Here is a 22588-nt window from a genome sequence, read left to right on the forward strand (position 1 = left end):
ATGCCTTCAATTCGACTGGCTGATTTAGCGCAGCAGTTGGATGCAGAACTACACGGTGATGGCGATATCGTCATCACCGGCGTTGCGTCCATGCAATCTGCACAAACAGGTCACATTACGTTCATGGTTAACCCAAAATACCGTGAGCATTTAGGCTTGTGCCAAGCGTCCGCGGTTGTCATGACCCAGGACGATCTTCCTTTCGCGAAAAGTGCCGCGCTGGTAGTGAAGAATCCCTACCTGACTTACGCGCGCATGGCGCAAATTTTAGATACCACGCCGCAGCCCGCGCAGAACATTGCACCCAGTGCGGTGATCGACGCGACGGCGAAGCTGGGTAACAACGTATCGATTGGCGCTAACGCGGTGATTGAGTCCGGCGTTGAACTGGGCGATAACGTGATTATCGGTGCCGGTTGCTTCGTAGGTAAAAACAGCAAAATCGGTGCAGGTTCGCGTCTCTGGGCGAACGTAACCATTTACCATGAGATCCAGATCGGTCAGAATTGCCTGATCCAGTCCGGAACAGTGGTAGGCGCAGACGGCTTTGGTTATGCCAACGATCGTGGTAACTGGGTGAAGATCCCACAGATTGGTCGCGTAATTATTGGCGATCGAGTGGAGATCGGTGCCTGCACAACCATCGATCGCGGCGCGCTGGATGACACTGTTATTGGCAATGGCGTGATCATTGATAACCAGTGCCAGATTGCACATAACGTCGTGATTGGCGACAATACGGCGGTTGCCGGTGGCGTCATTATGGCGGGCAGCCTGAAAATTGGTCGTTACTGCATGATCGGCGGAGCCAGCGTAATCAACGGGCATATGGAAATATGCGACAAAGTGACGGTTACGGGCATGGGTATGGTGATGCGTCCCATCACTGAACCAGGCGTCTATTCCTCAGGCATTCCGCTGCAACCCAACAAAGTCTGGCGCAAAACCGCTGCACTGGTGATGAACATTGATGACATGAGCAAGCGTCTGAAATCGCTTGAGCGCAAGGTTAATCAACAAGACTAACGTTCCATCTTTTGTTCGCCAAACTTTACGGCCTGTCTCATTCTTACGATTGCGGCAGGCCGTGTTATTATTGTCGTTTCTTATATTTTGACAGGAAGAGTATCTTGACTACTAACACTCATACTCTGCAGATTGAAGAGATTTTAGAACTTCTGCCGCACCGTTTCCCGTTCTTACTGGTGGATCGCGTGCTGGATTTTGAAGAAGGTCGTTTTCTGCGCGCAGTAAAAAATGTCTCTGTCAATGAGCCATTCTTCCAGGGCCATTTCCCTGGAAAACCGATTTTCCCGGGTGTGCTGATTCTGGAAGCAATGGCACAGGCAACAGGTATTCTGGCGTTTAAAAGCGTAGGAAAACTGGAACCGGGTGAGCTGTACTACTTCGCTGGTATTGACGAAGCGCGCTTCAAGCGCCCGGTCGTGCCTGGCGATCAAATGATCATGGAAGTCACTTTCGAAAAAACGCGCCGCGGCCTGACCCGTTTTAAAGGGGTTGCTCTGGTCGATGGTAAAGTAGTTTGCGAAGCAACGATGATGTGTGCTCGTAGCCGGGAGGCCTGATACGTGATTGATAAATCCGCCTTTGTGCATCCAACCGCCATTGTGGAAGAGCGCGCGTCAATTGGCGCGAACGCACACATTGGTCCTTTTTGTATCGTTGGACCCCATGTCGAAATTGGTGAGGGTACCGTACTGAAATCTCACGTTGTCGTGAATGGTCATACTAAAATTGGCCGCGATAATGAGATTTATCAGTTTGCCTCCATCGGCGAAGTTAACCAGGATTTGAAATATGCTGGCGAACCGACCCGTGTGGAAATCGGCGATCGTAACCGCATTCGCGAAAGCGTCACCATTCATCGTGGCACAGTCCAGGGCGGTGGATTGACGAAGGTGGGCAGCGACAACTTACTGATGATCAACGCGCACATTGCGCACGATTGTACGGTAGGTAACCGCTGTATTCTCGCCAACAACGCAACGCTGGCGGGTCACGTATCGGTTGACGACTTCGCGATCATCGGCGGCATGACCGCAGTCCATCAGTTCTGCATCATTGGTGCGCATGTGATGGTTGGCGGCTGCTCCGGTGTGGCGCAGGACGTCCCTCCTTATGTCATTGCGCAGGGTAACCACGCAACGCCGTTCGGTGTCAATATCGAAGGGCTGAAGCGCCGCGGATTCAGCCGTGAGGCGATTACCGCTATCCGCAATGCGTATAAGCTAATTTATCGTAGCGGTAAAACGCTCGATGAAGTGAAACCGGAAATTGCTGAACTGGCGGAAACATATCCGGAAGTGAAAGCCTTTACCGATTTCTTTGCACGCTCAACGCGCGGTCTGATTCGTTAATGACTGACCAGCGTCCATTAACGATTGCCCTGGTCGCCGGAGAAATCTCCGGCGATATCCTGGGGGCCGGTTTAATCCGCGCTCTGAAAGAACGTGTGCCCAACGCCCGCTTTGTTGGTGTTGCCGGGCCACGAATGCAGGCTGAAGGCTGCGAAGCCTGGTACGAAATGGAAGAACTGGCGGTGATGGGCATTGTTGAAGTGCTCGGTCGTCTGCGTCGCTTACTGCATATTCGTGCCGATCTGACAAAGCGTTTTGGCGAACTGAAGCCAGATGTTTTTGTTGGTATTGATGCGCCCGACTTCAATATTACTCTTGAAGGTAACCTCAAAAAGCAGGGTATCAAAACCATTCATTACGTCAGTCCATCCGTCTGGGCGTGGCGACAGAAACGCGTTTTCAAAATAGGCAGAGCCACCGATCTGGTGCTCGCATTTCTGCCTTTCGAAAAAGCGTTTTATGACAAATACAATGTACCGTGCCGCTTTATCGGTCATACCATGGCTGATGCCATGCCGTTAGATCCAGATAAAAATGGTGCCCGTGATGTGCTGGGGATCCCTTACGATGCCCACTGTCTGGCATTGTTGCCGGGCAGCCGTGGTGCAGAAGTCGAAATGCTTAGTGCCGATTTCTTGAAAACTGCCCAGCTTTTGCGCCAGACATATCCGGATCTCGAAATCGTGGTGCCGCTGGTGAATGCCAAACGCCGCGAGCAGTTTGAACGCATCAAAGCTGAAGTCGCGCCAGACCTGTCGGTTCATTTGCTGGATGGAATGGGCCGTGAGGCGATGGTCGCCAGCGATGCGGCACTACTGGCGTCGGGGACGGCAGCCCTGGAGTGTATGCTGGCGAAATGCCCGATGGTGGTGGGATATCGCATGAAGCCTTTTACCTTCTGGTTGGCGAAGCGGCTGGTGAAAACTGATTATGTCTCGCTGCCAAATCTGCTGGCGGGCAGAGAGTTAGTCAAAGAGTTATTGCAGGAAGAGTGTGAGCCGCAAAAACTGGCTGCGGCGCTGTTACCGCTGTTGGCGAACGGGAAAACCAGCCACGCGATGCACGATACCTTCCGTGAACTGCATCAGCAGATCCGCTGCAATGCCGATGAGCAGGCGGCACAAGCCGTTCTGGAGTTAGCACAATGATCGAATTTGTTTATCCGCACACGCAGCTGGTTGCGGGTGTGGATGAAGTCGGACGCGGGCCGTTAGTTGGCGCGGTCGTCACCGCTGCGGTGATCCTTGACCCGGCGCGCCCGATTGCCGGGCTGAATGATTCCAAAAAGCTGAGCGAAAAACGCCGTCTGGCGCTCTATGAAGAGATCAAAGAGAAAGCGTTGAGCTGGAGTCTGGGCCGCGCGGAACCCCACGAAATCGACGAGCTGAACATTCTTCATGCGACCATGCTGGCGATGCAGCGTGCCGTCGCTGGGCTGCATATTGCGCCGGAATATGTGTTGATTGATGGTAACCGCTGCCCGAAATTACCGATGCCTGCGATGGCTGTGGTGAAAGGGGATAGCCGCGTACCAGAAATCAGTGCCGCGTCTATCCTAGCGAAAGTGACGCGTGACGCCGAAATGGCGGCGCTGGATATTGTTTTCCCGCAATATGGTTTTGCCCAACATAAAGGGTATCCAACCGCTTTTCATCTGGAAAAACTGGCTGAATATGGCGCGACTGAACATCATCGTCGCAGCTTTGGGCCTGTCAAACGCGCACTGGGACTTGCGTCCTGATTCTTGTGTCGAGATTAAGTAAACCGGAATCTGAAGATGTCTGAACCACGTTTCGTACACCTGCGGGTGCACAGCGACTACTCGATGATCGATGGCTTGGCCAAAACCGCACCGCTGGTAAAAAAGGCGGCGGCGTTGGGTATGCCAGCACTGGCGATCACCGATTTCACCAACCTTTGCGGTCTGGTGAAGTTCTACGGAGCGGGACATGGCGCAGGGATTAAGCCTATCGTCGGGGCAGATTTTAATGTCCAGTGCGACCTGCTGGGTGATGAGTTAACCCACCTGACGGTACTGGCGGCGAACAATACCGGCTATCAGAATCTGGCGTTGCTGATCTCAAAAGCGTATCAGCGCGGGTACGGTGCCGCCGGGCCGATCATCGATCGCGACTGGCTTATCGAATTAAACGAAGGGTTGATCCTTCTTTCCGGCGGGCGCATGGGCGACGTCGGACGCAGTCTTTTGCGTGGTAACAGCGCGCTGGTAGATGAGTGTGTCGCGTTTTATGAAGAACACTTCCCGGATCGCTATTTTCTAGAGCTGATCCGCACCGGCAGGCCGGATGAAGAAAGCTATCTGCACGCGGCGGTGGAACTGGCGGAAGCGCGCGGTTTGCCCGTCGTGGCGACTAACGATGTGCGCTTTATCGACAGCAGCGACTTTGACGCACACGAAATCCGCGTCGCGATCCACGACGGCTTTACCCTCGACGATCCTAAACGCCCGCGTAACTATTCGCCGCAGCAATATATGCGTAGCGAAGAGGAGATGTGTGAGCTGTTTGCCGACATCCCAGAAGCCCTTGCCAACACCGTTGAGATCGCCAAACGCTGTAACGTAACTGTGCGTCTTGGTGAATACTTCCTGCCGCAGTTCCCGACCGGGGACATGAGCACCGAAGATTATCTGGTCAAGCGTGCAAAAGAAGGCCTGGAAGAGCGTCTGGCATTTTTATTCCCTGACGAGGAAGAACGTCTTAAACGCCGCCCGGAATATGACGAACGTCTGGAGACTGAACTTCAGGTTATCAACCAGATGGGTTTCCCGGGCTACTTCCTCATCGTTATGGAATTTATCCAGTGGTCGAAAGATAACGGCGTACCGGTAGGACCAGGCCGTGGCTCCGGTGCGGGTTCACTGGTGGCCTACGCGCTGAAAATCACCGACCTCGATCCGCTGGAATTTGACCTGCTGTTCGAACGTTTCCTTAACCCGGAACGTGTCTCCATGCCTGACTTCGACGTTGACTTCTGTATGGAGAAACGCGATCAGGTTATCGAACACGTGGCGGACATGTACGGTCGTGATGCGGTATCGCAGATTATCACCTTCGGTACGATGGCGGCGAAAGCGGTGATCCGCGACGTAGGCCGCGTGCTGGGGCATCCGTACGGCTTTGTCGACCGTATCTCGAAACTGATCCCGCCCGATCCGGGGATGACGCTGGCGAAAGCGTTTGAAGCCGAGCCGCAGCTGCCGGAAATCTACGAAGCGGATGAAGAAGTTAAGGCGCTGATCGACATGGCGCGCAAACTGGAAGGGGTCACCCGTAACGCCGGTAAGCACGCCGGTGGGGTGGTTATCGCGCCGACCAAAATTACCGATTTTGCGCCGCTTTATTGCGATGAAGAGGGCAAACATCCGGTCACCCAGTTTGATAAAAGCGACGTTGAATACGCCGGACTGGTGAAGTTCGACTTCCTTGGTTTGCGTACGCTCACCATCATCAACTGGGCGCTGGAGATGATCAACAAGCGGCGGGCGAAGAATGGCGAGCCACCGCTGGATATCGCCGCGATCCCGCTGGATGACAAGAAAAGCTTCGACATGCTGCAACGCTCGGAAACCACGGCGGTATTCCAGCTTGAATCGCGCGGCATGAAGGACCTGATCAAGCGTCTGCAACCTGACTGCTTCGAAGATATGATCGCACTGGTGGCACTGTTCCGCCCTGGTCCGTTGCAGTCAGGGATGGTGGATAACTTTATCGACCGTAAACATGGTCGTGAAGAGATCTCCTATCCGGACGTGCAGTGGCAGCATGAAAGCCTGAAATCGGTACTGGAGCCAACCTACGGCATTATCTTGTATCAGGAACAGGTCATGCAGATTGCCCAGGTGCTTTCTGGTTATACCCTCGGTGGCGCGGATATGCTGCGCCGTGCGATGGGTAAGAAAAAGCCGGAAGAGATGGCTAAGCAGCGTTCTGTATTTGCTGAAGGTGCAGAAAAGAACGGAATCAACGCCGAACTGGCGATGAAAATCTTCGACCTGGTGGAGAAATTCGCGGGTTACGGATTTAACAAATCGCACTCTGCGGCCTATGCTTTGGTGTCATATCAAACGTTATGGCTGAAAGCGCACTATCCGGCGGAGTTTATGGCGGCGGTAATGACCGCCGATATGGACAACACCGAGAAGGTGGTGGGCCTGGTGGATGAGTGCTGGCGGATGGGGCTGAAAATCCTGCCACCAGATATAAACTCCGGTCTTTACCATTTCCACGTCAACGACGACGGCGAAATCGTGTATGGTATTGGCGCCATCAAAGGGGTAGGTGAAGGTCCGATTGAGGCCATCATCGAAGCCCGTAATAAAGGCGGCTACTTCCGCGAACTGTTTGATCTCTGCGCCCGTACCGACACCAAAAAGTTAAACCGGCGGGTGCTGGAAAAACTGATCATGTCCGGGGCGTTTGACCGTCTTGGGCCACACCGCGCGGCGCTGATGAACTCGCTGGGTGATGCGTTAAAAGCGGCAGATCAACACGCGAAAGCGGAAGCTATCGGTCAGGCCGATATGTTCGGCGTGCTGGCCGAAGAGCCGGAACAAATTGAACAATCCTACGCCAGCTGCCAACCGTGGCCGGAGCAGGTGGTATTAGATGGGGAACGTGAAACGTTAGGCCTGTACCTGACCGGACACCCTATCAACCAGTATTTAAAAGAGATTGAGCGTTATGTCGGAGGCGTAAGGCTGAAAGACATGCACCCGACAGAACGTGGTAAAGTCATCACAGCTGCGGGGCTCGTTGTTGCCGCGCGGGTTATGGTCACCAAGCGCGGCAATCGTATCGGTATCTGCACGCTGGATGACCGTTCCGGGCGGCTGGAAGTGATGTTGTTTACTGACGCCCTGGATAAATACCAGCAATTGCTGGAAAAAGACCGCATACTTATCGTCAGCGGACAGGTCAGCTTTGATGACTTCAGCGGTGGGCTTAAAATGACCGCTCGCGAAGTGATGGATATTGACGAAGCCCGGGAAAAATATGCTCGCGGGCTTGCTATCTCGCTGACGGACAGGCAAATTGATGACCAGCTTTTAAACCGACTCCGTCAGTCTCTGGAACCCCACCGCTCTGGGACAATTCCAGTACATCTCTACTATCAGAGGGCGGATGCACGCGCGCGGTTGCGTTTTGGCGCGACGTGGCGTGTCTCTCCGAGCGATCGTTTATTAAACGATCTCCGTGGCCTCATTGGTTCGGAGCAGGTGGAACTGGAGTTTGACTAATACAGGAATACTATGAGTCTGAATTTCCTTGATTTTGAACAGCCGATTGCAGAGCTGGAAGCGAAAATCGATTCTCTGACTGCGGTTAGCCGTCAGGATGAGAAACTGGATATTAACATCGATGAAGAAGTGCATCGTCTGCGTGAAAAAAGCGTAGAACTGACGCGTAAAATCTTCGCCGATCTCGGTGCATGGCAGATTGCGCAACTGGCACGCCATCCGCAGCGTCCTTATACCCTAGATTACGTTCGCCTGGCATTTGATGAATTTGACGAACTGGCTGGCGACCGTGCGTATGCAGACGATAAAGCTATCGTCGGTGGTATCGCCCGTCTCGATGGTCGTCCGGTGATGATCATTGGTCATCAAAAAGGTCGTGAAACCAAAGAAAAAATTCGCCGTAACTTTGGTATGCCAGCGCCAGAAGGTTACCGCAAAGCACTGCGTCTGATGCAAATGGCTGAACGCTTTAAGATGCCTATCATCACCTTTATCGACACCCCGGGGGCTTATCCTGGCGTGGGCGCAGAAGAGCGTGGTCAGTCTGAAGCCATTGCACGCAACCTGCGTGAAATGTCTCGCCTTGGCGTACCGGTAGTTTGTACGGTTATCGGTGAAGGTGGTTCTGGCGGTGCGCTGGCGATTGGCGTGGGCGATAAAGTGAATATGCTGCAATACAGCACCTATTCCGTTATCTCGCCGGAAGGTTGTGCGTCCATTCTGTGGAAGAGCGCCGACAAAGCGCCGCTGGCGGCTGAAGCGATGGGTATCATCGCTCCGCGTCTGAAAGAGCTGAAACTGATCGACTCCATCATCCCGGAACCGCTGGGCGGCGCTCACCGTAACCCGGAAGCGATGGCGGCATCGTTGAAAGCGCAACTGCTGGCGGATCTGGCCGATCTCGATGTGTTAAGCACTGAAGATTTAAAAAATCGTCGTTATCAGCGCCTGATGAGCTACGGTTACGCGTAATTCGCAAAAGTTCTGAAAAAGGGTCACTTCGGTGGCCCTTTTTTATCGCCACGGTTTGAGCAGGCTATGATTAAGGAAGGATTTTCCAGGAGGAACACATGAACATCATTGCCATTATGGGACCGCATGGCGTCTTTTATAAAGATGAGCCCATCAAAGAACTGGAGTCGGCGCTGGTGGCGCAAGGCTTTCAGATTATCTGGCCACAAAACAGCGTTGATTTGCTGAAATTTATCGAACATAACCCTCGAATTTGCGGCGTGATTTTTGACTGGGATGAGTACAGTCTCGATTTATGCAGCGATATCAATCAACTTAATGAATATCTCCCGCTTTATGCCTTCATCAACACCCACTCGACGATGGATGTCAGCGTGCAGGATATGCGGATGGCGCTCTGGTTTTTTGAATATGCGCTGGGGCAGGCGGAAGATATCGCCATTCGTATGCGTCAGTACACCAACGAATATCTTGATAACATTACGCCGCCGTTCACGAAAGCCTTGTTTACCTACGTCAAAGAGCGGAAGTACACCTTTTGTACGCCGGGGCATATGGGCGGCACCGCATATCAAAAAAGCCCGGTTGGCTGTCTGTTTTATGATTTTTTCGGCGGGAATACCCTTAAGGCTGATGTCTCTATTTCGGTCACCGAGCTTGGTTCGTTGCTTGACCACACCGGGCCACACCTGGAAGCGGAAGAGTACATCGCGCGGACTTTTGGCGCGGAACAGAGTTATATCGTTACCAACGGGACATCGACGTCGAACAAAATTGTGGGTATGTACGCCGCGCCATCCGGCAGTACGCTGTTGATCGACCGCAACTGCCATAAATCACTGGCGCATCTGTTGATGATGAACGATGTAGTGCCAGTCTGGCTGAAACCGACGCGTAATGCGTTGGGGATTCTGGGGGGGATCCCGCGCCGTGAATTTACTCGCGACAGCATCGAAGAGAAAGTCGCTGCCACTACGCAAGCACAATGGCCGGTTCATGCGGTGATCACCAACTCCACCTATGATGGTTTGCTCTACAACACCGACTGGATCAAACAGACGCTGGATGTCCCGTCGATCCACTTCGATTCCGCCTGGGTGCCGTATACTCATTTTCATCCAATCTACCAGGGTAAAAGTGGTATGAGCGGCGAGCGTGTTGCGGGAAAAGTTTTCTTCGAAACGCAATCGACCCACAAAATGCTGGCGGCGTTATCGCAGGCTTCACTGATCCACATTAAAGGCGAGTATGACGAAGAGGCGTTTAACGAAGCCTTTATGATGCATACCACCACCTCGCCCAGTTATCCCATTGTTGCTTCGGTTGAGACGGCGGCGGCGATGCTGCGTGGTAATCCGGGCAAACGGCTGATTAACCGTTCGGTGGAGCGGGCGCTGCATTTTCGCAAAGAGGTCCAGCGGCTGCGGGAAGAGTCTGACGGTTGGTTTTTCGATATCTGGCAACCGCCGCAGGTGGATGAAGCCGAATGCTGGCCCGTTGCGCCTGGCGAACAATGGCACGGCTTTAACGATGCGGATGCCGATCATATGTTTCTCGATCCGGTTAAAGTCACTATTTTGACACCGGGGATGGACGAACAGGGCAATATGAGTGAGGAGGGGATCCCGGCGGCGCTGGTAGCAAAATTCCTCGACGAACGTGGGATCGTAGTAGAGAAAACCGGCCCTTATAACCTGCTGTTTCTCTTTAGTATTGGCATCGATAAAACCAAAGCAATGGGATTATTGCGTGGGTTGACGGAATTTAAGCGCTCTTACGATCTCAACCTGCGGATCAAAAATATGCTGCCCGATCTCTATGCTGAAGATCCCGATTTCTACCGCAATATGCGTATTCAGGATCTGGCGCAAGGGATCCATAAGCTGATTCGTAAACACGATCTTTCCGGTTTGATGTTGCGGGCATTCGATACTTTGCCGGAAATGATCATGACGCCACATCAGGCATGGCAGAGACAGATTAAAGGTGAAGTAGAAACCATTGCGCTGGAACAACTGGTCGGTAGAGTATCGGCAAATATGATCCTGCCTTATCCACCGGGCGTACCGCTGTTGATGCCAGGAGAAATGCTGACCAAAGAGAGCCGCACGGTACTCGATTTTCTACTGATGCTTTGTTCCGTAGGGCAACATTACCCCGGTTTTGAAACGGATATTCACGGCGCGAAACAGGACGAAGACGGCGTTTACCGCGTACGAGTCCTAAAAATGGCGGGATAACTTGCCAGAGCGGCTTCTGGGCGAGTAACGTGCTGTTAACAAATAAAGGAGACGTTATGCTGGGTTTAAAACAGGTTCACCATATTGCGATTATTGCGACGGATTATGCGGTGAGCAAAGCTTTCTACTGCGATATTCTTGGTTTCACGCTGCAAAGCGAAGTCTATCGCGAAGCGCGCGACTCGTGGAAAGGGGATTTGGCGCTTAATGGGCAATATGTGATTGAGCTTTTCTCTTTTCCGTTCCCGCCGGAGCGCCCCAGCCGACCGGAAGCTTGCGGCCTGCGTCATCTGGCTTTTAGCGTTGATGACATCGATGCGGCAGTGGCGCACCTTGAAAGCCATAACGTGAAGTGTGAAGCCATCCGTGTCGATCCATACACGCAAAAACGCTTCACCTTCTTTAACGATCCGGACGGGCTGCCGTTGGAACTGTATGAGCAGTAAGGCTTGTCATCGCCGCATTTGCCCGGTAACGTGCCGGGCATTGCTACTGTAAAATCGCACCATCATGACACTCACGCTCAATAGACCACTTCTCACCTCACGCCAGATTCTGGTGGCCTTTAGCGGCGGGCTTGACTCCACCGTTCTGCTGCATCAGTTGGTGCAGTGGCGGACGGAAAATCCGGGCGTCACTCTGCGCGCTATTCATGTGCATCACGGTTTAAGTGCCAATGCCGATGCCTGGGTTACGCATTGCGAAAACGTCTGCCAACAGTGGCAGGTGCCGCTGGTGGTCGAACGCGTACAACTTGCGCAAGAGGGGCTGGGGATTGAGGCCCAGGCGCGGCAGGCGCGTTATCAGGCATTTGCCCGTACCCTATTGCCCGGCGAAGTGCTGGTCACCGCGCAACATCTCGACGATCAATGTGAAACCTTTCTGCTGGCGCTAAAACGCGGTAGCGGCCCTGCCGGGCTTTCGGCTATGGCGGAAGTTTCGGAGTTTGCTGGAACACGGCTTATCCGCCCGTTGCTTGCCCGCACGCGGGGGGAACTGGAGCAGTGGGCATTGGCGCATGGTTTACGCTGGATTGAAGACGAAAGTAATCAGGACGACTCATACGATCGTAACTTTCTGCGCCTGCGCGTAGTGCCGTTATTGCAGCAGCGTTGGCCGCATTTTGCGGAAGCAACGGCCCGCAGCGCCACACTTTGTGCTGAACAAGAGAGTCTGTTGGATGAACTGCTGGCGGATGATTTAGCACACTGCCAAACGTCGCAGGGGACGCTGCAGATTGCGCCAATGCTGGCGATGAGTGATGCCCGTCGCGCGGCGATTATTCGCCGCTGGCTGGCAGGGCAGAATGCACCGATGCCTTCCCGCGACGCGCTGGTGCGCATCTGGCAGGAAGTGGCGCTGGCGCGGGAAGATGCTTCCCCCTGTTTACGTTTGGGCGCCTTTGAAATCCGCCGCTATCAGTCGCAACTGTGGTGGATTAAATCCGTCACCGGGCAAAGCGAAACCATTGTGCTGTGGCAGACGTGGCTACAACCGCTGGAATTACCGGCGGGGCTGGGAACCGTACAGCTTACTGCGGGAGGCGATATTCGCCCTCCGCGTGCAGACGAAGCGGTCAGCGTGCGTTTCAAAGCGCCAGGATTGCTGCATATTGTCGGGCGCAACGGCGGACGTAAGCTGAAGAAAATCTGGCAAGAGTTAGGCGTGCCGCCGTGGCTACGTGACACCACGCCACTGCTGTTTTATGGAGAAACGCTGATTGCGGCGGCAGGGGTATTTGTGACGCAAGAAGGTGTGGCTGAAGGTGAGAATGGCGTAAGTTTTGTCTGGCAGAAAACGCTTAGTTAAGTGAAAGCCGGATAAGACGCATCAAACGTCGCATCCGGCGAAAGTCAATCAGGATTCGCTTACCACCACCGTACCGATTTCAGGGTGGCTAAAGCTGGTAATTTTATCCAGACGCAGCTCGCGGGTTTCGCCAGCGGCCTCGACGACCAGATACTCCACATTTTTGCGGGAGACTAAATCACTGGCTTTTGCCTGCAATTTTTCGCCATCTTTCAGCTCAAGTGTCAGCATTAAATGATGCTGGCAGGCGAGCTCAAGATTATCGTAATCATCACAATTAATTGGTTGATACGTATCATTCATTGACATAATCGCTCACCAGTAAGTTTGCCGCAGCGTATGCTGCTTTTTCCCTGACAGCCTCAGAAAGGGCGTCGTCGGCAGCCATTTCATTCAGCACTTTCAAAACGCAGCCCAGCGCGTCCGGAACGTATCCTAAGTCTCCGCTGGCGATTTCCGCGTACCGCTTGCGTATTAACTCACAATATTTTTCCACATGCCCTCCTGTCAGCACTCTGACTTAACCGTGGATGCAAGTCTAAGCCTACGAAGATAAACTCTGTTTCGCAAGGTGACTATACCACACTCATTTCTGCAATATCAGCGCCGCAACTGCACAATGGCCTCCTGATTCGAAAGGAGTTTTCTTATGGCGCTTAAAGCGACAATTTATAAAGCGACGGTTAATGTGGCCGATCTCGACCGCAACCAGTTTCTCGATGCCTCTCTGACGCTGGCGCGCCACCCTTCAGAAACCCAGGAGCGTATGATGCTGCGCTTGCTGGCGTGGCTGAAATATGCTGATGAACGTCTGCAATTTACCCGTGGTTTGTGTGCCGATGATGAGCCGGAAGCGTGGCTGCGTAACGATCACCTGGGCATTGATTTGTGGATTGAGCTGGGGCTGCCGGATGAGCGACGAATTAAGAAAGCCTGCACCCAGGCCGCAGAAGTGGCGCTGTTTACCTATAATAGTCGGGCGGCGCAAATCTGGTGGCAGCAAAATCAGAGCAAATGTGTGCAGTTTGCCAATCTTTCCGTCTGGTATCTGGACGATGAACAACTGGCGAAAGTAAGCGCCTTTGCCGATCGTACCATGACGCTGCAGGCAACGATTCAGGATGGTGTTATCTGGTTATCGGATGATAAGAATAATCTGGAAGTTAACTTAACCGCCTGGTAACAACCTTCATGATTGTGATTTCCCGACATGTTGCTATTCCCGATGGTGAGCTTGAGATCACCGCCATTCGTGCGCAGGGCGCTGGCGGGCAGCATGTTAATAAGACCTCAACGGCTATTCATCTGCGTTTTGACATTCGGGCGCCCAGCCTGCCAGAGTATTACAAAGAGCGTCTGCTCGCCGCCAGCCATCATTTGATCAGCAGTGATGGCGTGATTGTCATTAAGGCACAGGAATACCGCAGTCAGGAACTGAACCGCGAAGCCGCTCTGGCCCGGTTGGTGGCAGTGATTAAAGATTTAACAAAAGAACAAAAAGCCCGACGACCCACGCGGCCCACCCGTGCATCGAAAGAGCGCAGGCTGGCATCGAAAGCACAAAAATCAAGCGTGAAGGCGATGCGCGGCAAAGTACGCAGCGGTCGGGAATAAAAAGAAGGAATGGATGGTGAAAAAAGCGATAGTGACAGCGATGGCTGTAATCAGCCTCTTTACTCTGATGGGATGTAATAATCGGGCCGAAGTCGATACGCTTTCTCCGGCGCAGGCTGCCGAACTGAAACCGATGCCGCAAAGTTGGCGCGGCGTGCTACCGTGTGCCGATTGCGAAGGAATCGAAATCTCTCTGTTCCTCGAAAAAGACGGAACATGGGTGATGAATGAGCGTTATCTCGGTGCTCGTGAAGAACCTTCCTCCTTCGCTTCCTACGGTACATGGGCGCGAACCGCTGACAAGCTGGTATTAACCGACAGCAAAGGTGAAAAGTCATATTATCGGGCGAAAGGCGATGCGCTGGAGATGCTCGATCGTGAAGGCAATCCAATTGAATCGCAGTTCAACTATACGCTGGAACCGGCACAATCCAGTTTACCTATGACGCCGATGACCCTGCGAGGCATGTATTTTTATATGGCTGATGCGGCGACCTTCACTGATTGCGCGACCGGAAAACGTTTCATGGTAGCGAATAACGCAGAGCTGGAGCGTAGCTACCTGGCTGCGCGCGGTCACAGTGAAAAACCGGTGTTACTGTCAGTAGAAGGTCACTTTACGCTTGAGGCTAATCCGGATACTGGTGCGCCAACCAAAGTATTAGCGCCCGATACGGCGGGTAAATTTTACCCGAATAAGGATTGCAGTAGTTTGGGGCAGTAAACCTGCTTAAGGCAGAAACAAACGCAAAATTGCCTGATGCGCTGCGCTTATCAGGCCTACAGCATATAATGCAACATTTTGAATTAGCACGATTTTGTAGGCCGGATAAGGCGTTTACGCCGCATCCGGCATTTTGTGCACGAGGCTGGCTTTATCACTGAGTCAGCCCAACAAAGCGACCCGCCTTGATATAAATCCCAGGCTTCAGGTGCCCAACATACTGTAACTGCGTTTCTGGCTTAAACGCAGAGACATCACCAATACGCATATGCATCAGATCGGCAGGGCTAATCCAGCCCGATTGCGCCAGTGTAAGTGGATGCCCGGCTTTGGCAAATGCATCAGTGACAAATTCCGAACAAAACCACGACTTTTTGTCTCCTTCGCACACACTGCTTAACTGCGCTTTCGCCAGGTCGCTGACGCACTGTTGGCGAAAATCCTCGGAGAACGGATTCAGTGAGCACATCTGGCGAGTCACCATAAAGGGAATAAATTCGACAATGTTGCGATAGTTATAACCGCTATCTTTGATTTTATTGGCAAACGCGGTGATATCTGTGGCTTGTTGCGGGGTAAGATCCGGGACTCGTAAGACGAAAAGCTTATCACTATGCTTCATCGCTTTTTTAAGGGAAACAATCTGGACGCCAGCGCCTGTCGCTTCTGCAACGTTATTATCACCCAGAAAGATTGCAACGTGACTCACAGAGGAAGTGCTGAAGACGCGGATTCCAAATGAGGTTACCCCAAGGCTTGAGGAGAACAGCAAATCGCCGGGTTTGAGATCAGGTGCCGTTATTTCTTTTATTGATTGTTCGGTGAAAGAGCTTTGATGCTGGAATTTGACAGCCCATGTTTTTGCCTCGGCATCTACTGCTGTGGCTGATGGGTCTGGCTGGCTGATATCAACGGTACAAGCCGAAAGTAAAAGAAAGCTGGGGAGAAGCAGGCGGCAGTACGCCTTTGGTTTATCCATTTTATACAATCCATGTAAAAAAGGGCCCTGAAATTCAGGACCCTTTCTGGCATCAGCCTTTAATCTGTTTCACCAGATATTCGACGATGTCACCAGTCTTAATTAACTGTTTCTCGCCGTTGCGACGATATTTATATTCGATATCGTCGTTGTCGAGGTTACGGTCGCCCAGCACAATAGTGTGCGGAATACCGATCAGTTCCATATCAGCAAACATCACGCCCGGACGCTCTTTGCGGTCATCCAGCAGCACTTCGATACCTTGTGCACGCAGTTCGCTGTACAGTTTCTCAGCAAGCTCTTGTACGCGGAAGGATTTGTGCATGTTCATCGGCAGAATCGCCACCTGGAACGGCGCGATAGCGTCAGGCCATACGATGCCGCGTTCGTCGTAGTTCTGCTCAATCGCCGCAGCTACCACACGCGTTACCCCGATACCGTAGCAACCCATCGTCAGGATTTGGTTACGGCCATCTTCACCCTGTACGGAGGCTTTCAGTGCTTCGGAGTACTTGGTACCCAGCTGGAAGATGTGACCAACTTCGATACCACGTTTGATCAGCAGCGTACCCTGGCCATCCGGGCTTGGATCGCCAGCCACCACGTTACGGATATCTGCAACTTCCGGGGTAGCGACATCGCGATCCCAGTTGATACCGAAGTAGTGTTTACCATCGATGTTAGCACCAGCAGCGAAATCACTCATCGCCGCAACGGTACGGTCAATCACCACCGGAATCGGCATGTTTACCGGACCCAGTGAACCCGGACCGGCTTTAACCACAGCACGAATTTCTTCTTCGGTCGCGAAAGTCAGCGGGCTTGCAACCTGCGGCAGTTTTTCTGCTTTAACTTCGTTCAGCTCGTGATCACCGCGCACCAGCAGCGCAACCAGCGGGAAGCTACTGCCTTCAACCGCTTTAACCAGCAGAGTCTTAACCGTTTTCTCAATCGGCAGATTGAACTGTTCAACCAGTTCCGCGATGGTTTTCGCGTTCGGCGTATCAACCAGCGTCATTTCCTGGGTAGCAGCAGCGCGCGGTTCTTTCGGCGCGATAGCTTCTGCCAGTTCAATGTTCGCTGCATAGTCAGAGGTGTCGGAGAAGACCACATCGTCTTCACCGCTCTGCGCCAGCACCTGGAATTCGTGAGAGGCGCTGCCGCCGATAGAACCGGTGTCGGCCTGTACGGCGCGGAAATCCAGCCCCATGCGGCTGAAGATTTTGCTGTAGGCCGCATACATTGCATCGTAGGTTTCCTGCAGGGATTCCTGAGAAGTATGGAAAGAGTAAGCATCTTTCATCAGGAATTCGCGGGAACGCATGACGCCGAAACGCGGACGCACTTCGTCGCGGAACTTGGTCTGGATCTGATAGAAGTTCAGCGGCAGCTGTTTGTAAGAGCTAAGCTCGTTACGAATCAGGTCAGTGATAACTTCTTCATGAGTTGGGCCGAGTACGAACGGACGCTCGCCACGGTCAACAAAACGCAGCAGTTCCGGACCGTACTGTTCCCAACGACCACTCTCTTGCCACAAATCGGCTGGCTGAACCACCGGCATCGACACCTCGATCGCACCGGCGTTGTTCATCTCTTCACGCACGATGTTTTCGACTTTTTTCAGAACGCGCACGCCGGTCGGCAGCCAGGTATATAACCCGGAGGCCAGCTTGCGGATCATCCCGGCGCGCAGCATCAGCTGATGGCTGATCACCTCGGCGTCGGCAGGTGTCTCCTTGAGAGTGGAGAGCAGGTATTGGCTAGTACGCATGTTGTTACGGTTCCAGTTGGAAGGTAGAACAGGCTCAAGGCGAGCCTGGGACAAAAAAAGTGATTTAGTTTACCAGTGCAAAAGAAATGTCAAAAGAGAAGGGCGTGAATTTAACGCGGTTCCAGCGCAAAGACTTCAAAACCTGCGTCGGTGACGCGCCAGCGAACGTTAAAATCATGTAGCCAGACGGCATAGGTTTTGCCCGTTTCCTCACCTTTACGATAGGCCGGGCGCGGGTCCTGCGCCAGTACTTCGCGGATAAACAGCGTTAACTGCGGATAACGCTTCTCCAGCGTCAAAAGCTGCTTTTCGACCTCTGCGGTAAAACTCACCGCCATCTCTGCAGCTGGCGCACTTTGCGCATAGCTGGCACTGGCATCGGGAAGCGATTCGGCAAAGGGGAGATACGGTTTGATATCCACTACCGGCGTACCATCGACCAGATCCAGACTGCCGAGCTTCAGAATCACGCTGTCTTTATGGCAAACAACCTCTTTCAGCTCTACCAGCGACATGCCAATTGGGTTAGGGCGGAAAGTAGAGCGTGTTGCGAAAACCCCCATTCTGGCGTTACCGCCGAGGCGCGGTGGACGCACAGTCGGACGCCAGCCGCCTTCCATCGTTTGATGAAAGACGAAAAGGATCCATAAATGGCTGAATGCTTCCAGGCCGCGAACGGCGTCGGCCTGGTTGTAGGAAGCAATGAGATGCAGTTCGCCGTTGGCGCTTTTTACCAGACCTGGCTGGCGCGGAACGGCGAATTTTTCTTTATAGGGCGAGCGAATAACGCCTATTTGCTCGAACTGGAAACTGCTCATTTCGCCGTAATGTTAAGCGCAGAGCCGATACATACAGCCTGACGATAGCAGCCCGGCGTACCGCTGGTGACTTCGCAGCTATGCAGTAATACAGCATTGGCTTTCATTTTAGAGGCATTGATTTGCATCTGCTTACGTGCGGTTGGAATGCTCGGCGGAGAGTCCTGATTAGAGGCCTGGCAAGAGTCGCCACTGACTTCACCGAGATCGCGGAACGGTTTGCCGACTAATTCTTCTGCATTGGTATAAATTCGGACCGGCGTGGCGCGCGGCGCTTTCGGTTTTGCAGGCTCCGCTTTCGGCTGGGGTGCAGTGCTTTGAACGGGTTCGACAGGGGATCTGCTTAACATGGAACAGCCGCTTAGCATGAGTGCTACTAAACAGATCGGTAAAGCACGCATAGTATTTCCTCAATGTATGATCAAAACGTCAATATTGAATCAGGAGCTTGTAAAAATGACAAGACGGGCAAGCGCCCGTCCTGAATGATATTACAAATTGTGGAAACAGCCTAAAAATTACCAGCCTTTAACAGCGCCGCCGTTAAACACTTTGTTTGCTGCTTCGTAAACTTCATCAGACTGATAAGCCTGGACGAATTTCTTCACGTTCTCGGCGTCTTTGTTATCTTCACGCGTTACGATCAGGTTTACGTATGGGGAGTCTTTATCTTCGACAAAGATACCGTCTTTCGCCGGAGTCAGGCCAATCTGGCTGGCATAGGTGGTATTGATAACTGCCAGAGCGATTTGCGCGTCGTCCAGAGAACGCGGCAGTTGCGGTGCTTCCAGTTCAACAATTTTCAGATTTTTTGGGTTCTCAACAACATCAAGAACTGTCGGCAGCAGGCCAACGCCATCTTTCAGTTTGATCAAGCCCACTTTTTGCAGCAGCAGCAGTGAACGACCAAGATTAGTTGGATCGTTTGGCACGGCAACCTGCGAACCATCCTGCAGTTCATCCAGTGATTTGATTTTCTTGGAGTAACCAGCAATCGGATAAACAAAAGTGTTGCCTACTGCGACCAGTTTGTAGCCACGATCTTTCAGTTGCTGATCAAGGTACGGTTTATGCTGGAAGGCGTTGGCGTCGATATCGCCTTTGCTCAATGCTTCGTTTGGCAGAACATAGTCGTTGAAGGTTACCAGCTCAACGTCCAGGCCATATTTGTCTTTCGCAACTTTCTGCGCGACTTCTGCTACCTGCTGTTCGGCACCAACAATCACGCCGACTTTAATGTGGTTTGGATCTTTTTCATCCTGACCGCAGCCTACCAGTGCCAGTGATCCAATCAGGGCTCCCACTGCCGCAAAGGTTTTGAATTTGAACGCCATACCTTATTCCTTCTTCAATTATTTATGTTGTGTTGAACGTTACTTGCGAGTGACAGCCCGGACGATGCGGTCGCCTGCGAACTGAATTAAATAAACCAGAATGACCAGCAATACCAGTACCGTATTCATCACCGTCGCGTTGTAGCCGATGTAGCCATACTGATAGCCAATCTGACCTAAACCACCGGCACCGACTGCACCACCCATCGCGGAATAACCGACCAGGGTAATCAGGGTGATAGTTGCCGCATTCACCAGACCCGGCAACGCTTCCGGTAACAGCACTTTACGGACGATCTGCATTGGCGTGGCACCCATTGCGCGGGAAGCTTCAATTAACCCGGTTGGGATCTCCAGCAGAGCGTTCTCGACCATACGGGCAATAAACGGTGCTGCACCAACGGTTAACGGAACAATTGCTGCCTGCAAACCAATCGATGTACCGACAATAACGCGGGTAAACGGAATCATCCATACCAGCAAGATAATGAACGGGATGGAACGGAAAATGTTCACAATCGCAGAAACGGTACGATACAGCTTCGCGTTAGCAATAATTTGCCCCGGACGCGTGACATAAAGCAGAACGCCAACCGGCAGACCAATCACAAACCCAAAAAATCCGGATACGAAGGTCATTGCCAGCGTTTCCCATACGCCACGAACCAGCAGCCACATCATCGGCTCAGACATAACCCAGTACCTCTACTTTTACATGGTGTTCCTGCAGCCAGGCAATGGCGGCTTGCGTATCTTGTTGTGTGCCGTGCATTTCAGTCAGCATGATGCCGAATTTAACGCCACCGGCGTAGTCCATCTGCGCGCTAATAATGTTGTTGTTGACGTTGAAACGACGCGCGGTTTCAGAAAGCAGTGGGGCATCGACCGATTGACCGGTAAACTCCAGACGCAGCATCGGCACGCAGTCAGTAAATGGCTCCGTTTGCAGACGTTCCTGGTAATCTTCCGGGATATCCAGATGCAGGGTCGACTGAATAAACTTCTGCGCCAGCGGCGTTTTCGGATGCGAGAACACTTCACTTACCGTGTCCTGCTCGATCAGTTCGCCATTGCTGATGACCGCCACGCAATCACAAATACGCTTCACAACGTCCATTTCGTGGGTGATCAACAGAATCGTCAAACCCAGACGGCGGTTAATGTCTTTCAGCAGTTCGAGAATAGAACGTGTCGTTGCCGGGTCCAGCGCGCTGGTGGCTTCATCACACAGCAATACTTTGGGATTGCTGGCTAATGCACGGGCAATCGCCACACGTTGTTTCTGCCCACCGGAAAGATTCGACGGGTAGCTATCATGCTTATCGCCAAGACCAACCAATGACAGCAATTCCGTCACGCGACGTTTGATCTCGTCTTTCGGTGTGTTGTCCAGCTCCAGCGGCAGAGCCACGTTGCCAAAAACAGTACGCGAAGAGAGCAGGTTAAAATGCTGGAAAATCATACCAATCTGGCGGCGAGCTTTGGTCAACTCGGATTCTGACAGCGTGGTCAATTCCTGGCCATCGACCAGCACGCTACCCTCGGTTGGGCGCTCCAGCAGGTTTACACAACGTATAAGCGTACTCTTACCCGCGCCTGAGGCACCGATAACGCCATAAATTTGTCCAGCTGGCACATGCAGGCTGACGTTGTTCAACGCCTGGATGGTGCGGGTGCCCTGGTGGAACACTTTGGTGATATTCGAAAGTTTTATCATTGATTATTTATTATCGTCATTAAGTTAGTCGTAGCATCTCGAATGCCTGAAACGGGCAACGCCGTCAATGAAATGGATGTTAAGGCATCCAGACGTCTAAATCAATCAGGTTTATGCGAAGAGCACTTTCTTGCAGGTCGAAACATGCGATACTAGCGTCCCATGCCTTATTAAGGAGCTATAAAAGGTGGCGAAGAGCGTACCCGCAATTTTTCTTGACCGTGATGGCACCATTAATGTCGATCACGGCTATGTCCATGAGATCGACAACTTTGAATTTATCGACGGTGTTATTGACGCCATGCGCGAGCTAAAAAAAATGGGCTTTGCGCTGGTGGTAGTAACCAACCAGTCTGGCATTGCTCGCGGTAAATTTACCGAAGCACAGTTTGAAACGCTGACCGAGTGGATGGACTGGTCGCTGGCGGACCGAGATGTCGATCTGGATGGTATCTATTATTGCCCGCATCATCCGCAGGGGAGTGTTGAAGAGTTTCGCCAGGTCTGCGATTGCCGCAAACCACATCCGGGGATGCTTTTGTCAGCACGCGATTATTTGCATATTGATATGGCCGCTTCTTATATGGTGGGCGATAAATTAGAAGATATGCAGGCAGCGGTTGCGGCGAACGTGGGAACAAAAGTGCTGGTGCGTACGGGTAAACCTATTACACCTGAAGCAGAAAACGCGGCAGATTGGGTGTTAAATAGCCTGGCAGACCTGCCGCAAGCGATAAAAAAGCAGCAAAAACCGGCGCAATGATTAAAAGATGAACGGTTGAAATAAAAATGCATTTTTCCGCTTGTCTTCCTGAGCCGACTCCCTATAATGCGCCTCCATCGACACGGCGGATGTGAATCACTTCACACAAACAGCCGGTTCGGTTGAAGAGAAAAAATCCTGAAATTCAGGGGTGACTCTGAAAGAGGAAAGTGTGATATACGCCACCTCGCGACAGTGAGCTGAAAGCT

Annotated in this window: 23 protein-coding genes; 14 read left to right on the forward strand and 9 right to left on the reverse strand. The window is 52.4% G+C overall.

Annotated features, from left to right (window positions below; translation table 11 throughout):
• The 10 genes from lpxD (at position 1) to tilS (ending at position 12659) form a co-directional block, all read left to right on the forward strand.
• Positions 1-1026, forward strand: a complete 1026-nt coding sequence (gene lpxD, locus ACUU1I_RS03420) for a UDP-3-O-(3-hydroxymyristoyl)glucosamine N-acyltransferase (protein ID WP_001139282.1) — start codon at positions 1-3, stop codon at positions 1024-1026.
• A gap of 104 nt (positions 1027-1130) precedes the next feature.
• Positions 1131-1586 carry a 3-hydroxyacyl-ACP dehydratase FabZ gene (gene fabZ / locus ACUU1I_RS03425; protein WP_000210739.1) on the forward strand — a complete coding sequence of 152 codons (456 nt, stop codon included), beginning with the start codon at positions 1131-1133 and terminating at the stop codon, positions 1584-1586.
• Positions 1587-1589: 3 nt separating this feature from the next.
• The gene (gene lpxA / locus ACUU1I_RS03430) at positions 1590-2378 is read left to right on the forward strand and encodes an acyl-ACP--UDP-N-acetylglucosamine O-acyltransferase (RefSeq protein WP_449144809.1); all 789 of its coding nucleotides are present in this window, start codon (positions 1590-1592) and stop codon (positions 2376-2378) included.
• A complete protein-coding gene (gene lpxB, locus ACUU1I_RS03435) occupies positions 2378-3526 on the forward strand; it encodes a lipid-A-disaccharide synthase (RefSeq protein ID WP_000132063.1) in 1149 nt (382 codons plus the stop codon). Before lpxA ends, lpxB begins: the two co-directional genes overlap by 1 nt.
• Complete coding sequence (gene rnhB, locus ACUU1I_RS03440; RefSeq protein ID WP_000569431.1) at positions 3523-4119, forward strand: ribonuclease HII; 597 nt, start codon at positions 3523-3525, stop codon at positions 4117-4119. Before lpxB ends, rnhB begins: the two co-directional genes overlap by 4 nt.
• 36 nt (positions 4120-4155) lie before the next feature.
• The gene (gene dnaE, locus ACUU1I_RS03445; protein ID WP_001294740.1) at positions 4156-7638 is read left to right on the forward strand and encodes a DNA polymerase III subunit alpha; all 3483 of its coding nucleotides are present in this window, start codon (positions 4156-4158) and stop codon (positions 7636-7638) included.
• A gap of 12 nt (positions 7639-7650) precedes the next feature.
• Positions 7651-8610: an acetyl-CoA carboxylase carboxyl transferase subunit alpha gene (accA, locus tag ACUU1I_RS03450; RefSeq protein WP_000055741.1), complete on the forward strand. Its 960-nt coding sequence runs from the start codon at positions 7651-7653 to the stop codon at positions 8608-8610.
• A 98-nt stretch (positions 8611-8708) separates the two neighbouring features.
• On the forward strand, positions 8709-10850 hold the full coding sequence (gene ldcC, locus ACUU1I_RS03455; RefSeq protein WP_001021011.1) for a lysine decarboxylase LdcC: 2142 nt from the start codon (positions 8709-8711) through the stop codon (positions 10848-10850).
• Between the two features lie 56 nt (positions 10851-10906).
• Complete coding sequence (locus ACUU1I_RS03460; protein WP_000901098.1) at positions 10907-11296, forward strand: VOC family protein; 390 nt, start codon at positions 10907-10909, stop codon at positions 11294-11296.
• A 64-nt stretch (positions 11297-11360) separates the two neighbouring features.
• Entirely contained in the window at positions 11361-12659 is a 1299-nt protein-coding gene (gene tilS / locus ACUU1I_RS03465; RefSeq protein WP_024260590.1) for a tRNA lysidine(34) synthetase TilS, read from the forward strand.
• Positions 12660-12707: 48 nt separating this feature from the next.
• Here tilS and rof read toward each other — a convergent pair whose 3' ends face one another.
• Together rof and ACUU1I_RS03475 are read right to left on the reverse strand one after the other, a co-directional pair.
• Positions 12708-12968, reverse strand: a complete 261-nt coding sequence (rof, locus tag ACUU1I_RS03470; protein WP_000062312.1) for a Rho-binding antiterminator — start codon at positions 12966-12968, stop codon at positions 12708-12710.
• Positions 12955-13155, reverse strand: coding sequence for a YaeP family protein (locus tag ACUU1I_RS03475; protein ID WP_000417058.1), 201 nt, complete (start codon positions 13153-13155; stop codon positions 12955-12957). The genes rof and ACUU1I_RS03475 overlap by 14 nt, the downstream gene beginning before the upstream one ends.
• Before the next feature lie 153 nt (positions 13156-13308).
• Here ACUU1I_RS03475 and ACUU1I_RS03480 point away from each other — a divergent pair, with 153 nt between their 5' ends.
• Genes ACUU1I_RS03480 through nlpE form a run of 3 tightly spaced genes read left to right on the forward strand, consistent with a single transcriptional unit; the run spans position 13309 to position 14997 of the window.
• Entirely contained in the window at positions 13309-13842 is a 534-nt protein-coding gene (locus ACUU1I_RS03480) for a YaeQ family protein (RefSeq protein WP_001185289.1), read from the forward strand.
• Positions 13843-13850: 8 nt separating this feature from the next.
• Entirely contained in the window at positions 13851-14273 is a 423-nt protein-coding gene (gene arfB / locus ACUU1I_RS03485; RefSeq protein ID WP_000635531.1) for an alternative ribosome rescue aminoacyl-tRNA hydrolase ArfB, read from the forward strand.
• A 13-nt stretch (positions 14274-14286) separates the two neighbouring features.
• Positions 14287-14997, forward strand: coding sequence for an envelope stress response activation lipoprotein NlpE (gene nlpE, locus ACUU1I_RS03490; RefSeq protein WP_000239155.1), 711 nt, complete (start codon positions 14287-14289; stop codon positions 14995-14997).
• Positions 14998-15151: 154 nt separating this feature from the next.
• Here nlpE and ACUU1I_RS03495 read toward each other — a convergent pair whose 3' ends face one another.
• From ACUU1I_RS03495 to metN, 7 genes are all read right to left on the reverse strand, one after another.
• The gene (locus tag ACUU1I_RS03495) at positions 15152-15976 is read right to left on the reverse strand and encodes a YaeF family permuted papain-like enzyme (protein ID WP_005066093.1); all 825 of its coding nucleotides are present in this window, start codon (positions 15974-15976) and stop codon (positions 15152-15154) included.
• 52 nt (positions 15977-16028) lie between these two features.
• Positions 16029-17747, reverse strand: a complete 1719-nt coding sequence (proS, locus tag ACUU1I_RS03500; RefSeq protein ID WP_001260712.1) for a proline--tRNA ligase — start codon at positions 17745-17747, stop codon at positions 16029-16031.
• Between the two features lie 110 nt (positions 17748-17857).
• Positions 17858-18565 (reverse strand): tRNA (N6-threonylcarbamoyladenosine(37)-N6)-methyltransferase TrmO, encoded by a 708-nt coding sequence (tsaA, locus tag ACUU1I_RS03505; RefSeq protein WP_000094029.1) that lies wholly within the window; start codon positions 18563-18565, stop codon positions 17858-17860.
• Positions 18562-18966 carry an Rcs stress response system protein RcsF gene (gene rcsF / locus ACUU1I_RS03510; protein WP_001202325.1) on the reverse strand — a complete coding sequence of 135 codons (405 nt, stop codon included), beginning with the start codon at positions 18964-18966 and terminating at the stop codon, positions 18562-18564. Before rcsF ends, tsaA begins: the two co-directional genes overlap by 4 nt.
• 117 nt (positions 18967-19083) lie before the next feature.
• Entirely contained in the window at positions 19084-19899 is an 816-nt protein-coding gene (gene metQ, locus ACUU1I_RS03515; protein ID WP_000874224.1) for a methionine ABC transporter substrate-binding lipoprotein MetQ, read from the reverse strand.
• A 39-nt stretch (positions 19900-19938) separates the two neighbouring features.
• On the reverse strand, positions 19939-20592 hold the full coding sequence (locus ACUU1I_RS03520; RefSeq protein WP_001294600.1) for a methionine ABC transporter permease MetI: 654 nt from the start codon (positions 20590-20592) through the stop codon (positions 19939-19941).
• A complete protein-coding gene (gene metN, locus ACUU1I_RS03525; protein WP_000593997.1) occupies positions 20585-21616 on the reverse strand; it encodes a methionine ABC transporter ATP-binding protein MetN in 1032 nt (343 codons plus the stop codon). Before metN ends, ACUU1I_RS03520 begins: the two co-directional genes overlap by 8 nt.
• Positions 21617-21803: 187 nt before the next feature.
• Between metN and gmhB the strand changes: the two genes are divergently transcribed.
• The gene (gene gmhB / locus ACUU1I_RS03530) at positions 21804-22379 is read left to right on the forward strand and encodes a D-glycero-beta-D-manno-heptose 1,7-bisphosphate 7-phosphatase (protein ID WP_001140187.1); all 576 of its coding nucleotides are present in this window, start codon (positions 21804-21806) and stop codon (positions 22377-22379) included.
• The last annotated feature ends 209 nt before the right edge of the window (positions 22380-22588 follow it).

Source organism: Shigella sp. SIG3 (genome assembly GCF_053555855.1).